The 2,568-nt window shown below is 76.3% G+C and carries 2 protein-coding genes and 1 pseudogene; 2 read left to right on the top strand and 1 reads right to left on the bottom strand.

The window, feature by feature from the left end; all coding sequences use genetic code 11:
- On the bottom strand, window positions 1-1,589 hold a 1,589-nt coding region (locus L1885_RS26975; protein ID WP_372482039.1), incomplete at its 3' end, for a metallophosphoesterase family protein.
- Window positions 1,590-1,615: 26 nt separating this feature from the next.
- Here L1885_RS26975 and L1885_RS26970 point away from each other — a divergent pair.
- Complete coding sequence (locus tag L1885_RS26970) at window positions 1,616-1,966, top strand: metallopeptidase family protein (protein ID WP_235799773.1); 351 nt, start codon at window positions 1,616-1,618, stop codon at window positions 1,964-1,966.
- 160 nt (window positions 1,967-2,126) lie between these two features.
- Window positions 2,127-2,568, top strand: a pseudogene (locus L1885_RS26965) (hypothetical protein); the annotation flags it as partial.

Raw genomic sequence — 2,568 nt, 5'->3', positions numbered from 1 at the left:
GCGTACGCGGCCACGACCTCCTGTGCGTGCTCCGCGTGCAGGTCCGAAGCGGCGTGGCTCAGGGCCAGGTAGCTGCCCGGCGGCAGGCCCCGCACCAGGGCGGCGACGAGTGCGTGCGGGTCGGCGCGCACCTTCTCGGGGCTGTCGTTCTGCACGGCGCGCAGCCCGCCGCCGCCCGTCGAGCCCTCCACCTTTAGGCGCGTGCCCTTCGGCAGCACCCGCGTCTCGCGGTGGTGCACGTGCCCGGCGAGGGCCAGGGGGACGAAGCCGTCGGTCCCTTCGGCGGCCAGGGGCTCGTGCGCGACCGCGATGTCGACCGGCGTGCCCGCCCGGCGCTGGGCGTCACTCGCCGCGGCGAGTTCGGCGCCGGCCGCCCGTTCCGCGCGGTCGCCGCCGGGGCTGTGCGAGCGGTCCGGGGTGTACTGGGGGTCGCCCGTGCCCGCGATGCGCAGGCCCGCGACCGTGACCGCCCGGCCGTGGTCGAGCACCCGCACGTTACTGATTCCCGCCAGGTGGCGCTGGGTGAGCGCCGAGTCGTGGTTGCCGCGCACCCAGACGTAGGGCACGCCGAGGTCACCGATCGGGTCGAGGAAGCCGTTCTCCGCAGCCGAGCCGTGGTCCATGTCGTCGCCCGAGTCGATCACCAGGTCGATGTCGTACTCGCGGACGAGCGAGCCGATGATCTGCCAGGCCGCCGGGTTCAGATGGATGTCCGACACGTGCAGGACGCGCAGGGTCGTGGGGTCGGGGCGGTAGACGGGCAGCGTCGAGGTCGCGTCGTACAGCTTTGTGACGTTGGTGACCAGCCGGGCCAGCTCCTTCTGGTAGACGTCGAAGTCGCTGACGATGGAGCGGGCGCTGCCCACCACCTGCGGCGCGGAGGTCAGCAGCCCGGAGTAGCGGGGTTCGAGGACCGACCGCGGGTTCCAGGTGGCGTACGCGCAGACGCCGGAGGCCGCGAGCAGCGCACCGGCGAGGCCGCCCGCCGCCAGCGCGCGCCCGGGGCGCCGGTAGACGGCGAGTGCGAGGGCGGCGGCCCCGCACACGGCGGCCGCCGCGGTCACCGCCGCCACCTCGCCGGTGCCGCGGCCGACGTCGCGGGCCACCTCGTCCTGGAGGCCGGACAGCCGCTCGGGGTGGCGCACGAGCGCCTGCGAGCGCTCCGGATCGAGCCGGTCGACGTCCACGTCGAGCCGGAGCGGCCCCCGGTGCGAGTCGAGGGTGAGCGAGCCGAGCGGCGACACGTTGATCGCGGTGCCGCCGGCCGGCGAGGGGCGCAGCGCCATCCGGGTGTCCATCGGGCCGACCTGCACGGGCGTGCTGCCGGCCGCGAGCAGCCCGAGCCACGCCCCGAGCAGCACGACGGCGGCGAAGCCGAGCGCGCCGAGCCAGGAGCCGACCGGCTCCGGCGGGGCGAGCGGCCGCGGGGCGGGATCCGTGAGGAGAGGCCCGGGCCGCGTTGCCGAGCGGGAGCGGGGGCGAGGGCGGACGCCGGCGGCGGGCCGGAAGGGAGGGCACGGGGGACGGAACGGGACACGGCGGACGCGTCGGGTCATTGGGCCACTGTGCCCGGGCGGGCATCGCGCCATACCTGCGGAGCGGTCACAATGGCCGGGTGCTGGAGATGACGCGCGAGGAGTTCGAGGAACTGGTCGCGGAGGCGCTCGACCGGATCCCGCCCGAGCTGACCCGGCTGATGGACAACGTGGCCGTCTTCGTCGAGGACGAGCCGCCCCCGTCCGACCGGGAGCTGCTGGGGCTGTACGAGGGCACGCCGCTGACCGAGCGCGGCGAGTGGTACGCGGGCGTGCTGCCCGACCGGATCACGATCTACCGGGGCCCGACGCTGCGCTTCTGCGAGAGCCGGGAGGACGTCGTCGCCGAGACGGAGGTGACGGTGGTCCACGAGATCGCCCACCACTTCGGCATCGACGACGAGCGCCTGCACGCACTCGGCTACGGATGAGCCGCGGGGCGTCCGCGGCGGGTGTTCTCGGCGTACGGACGGGCGTACGTGTCCTACGCCGGGCGTGTCCCTGACGGGGGCATGCCCGTTGGACAGGGCGACGTGCTGCCCGCGCCGCGGGGAGCGACCCGTTCCCGCCCCTGCTTCCGGAGGTGCCCCCGTGCGCCGTTCGATCCCGTCCCGTTCCTGCCGCGCCGCCGTATGGGTCGCCGCCTCCCTGGCCGTGGCCTCGTCGGCCGGCTGCATGAGCATCGGGGGCGGGAGCGGCCCCGCCCCGGGGCACTCCGCCGCGGGCCACGGCGCCGCGGGGCCCAAGGGGCGCACCGGGGGCGGGACGGGTGCGCTCGGCGCCGGTGACCGCGGCGGTGCGGACCGGGAGGCGGCGCAGGGCGGCAGGAACGGCAAGGCCGGCAAGTCCGGCAAGGACGGCGGGCCCGGCAAGGACGGCGACGGCTCCAAGACGCGGGACGCGGCGGGCAAGGACGCCAAGGAGGCCTCGACCGGGCCCAGTTCGGCGGGCGACCCGACACCCGAGGTGACGGCGGGCGGCGGGCGCCACCACCACCCCCACCGGGGCGACGGCGGTACGGGGGCGGCGTCCG

The organism is Streptomyces fuscigenes (genome assembly GCF_021556455.1).
In the GTDB taxonomy this organism is placed as follows: Bacteria; Actinomycetota; Actinomycetes; order Streptomycetales; family Streptomycetaceae; genus Streptomyces; species Streptomyces fuscigenes.
This window is presented reverse-complemented; position numbering and strand designations above follow the sequence as displayed.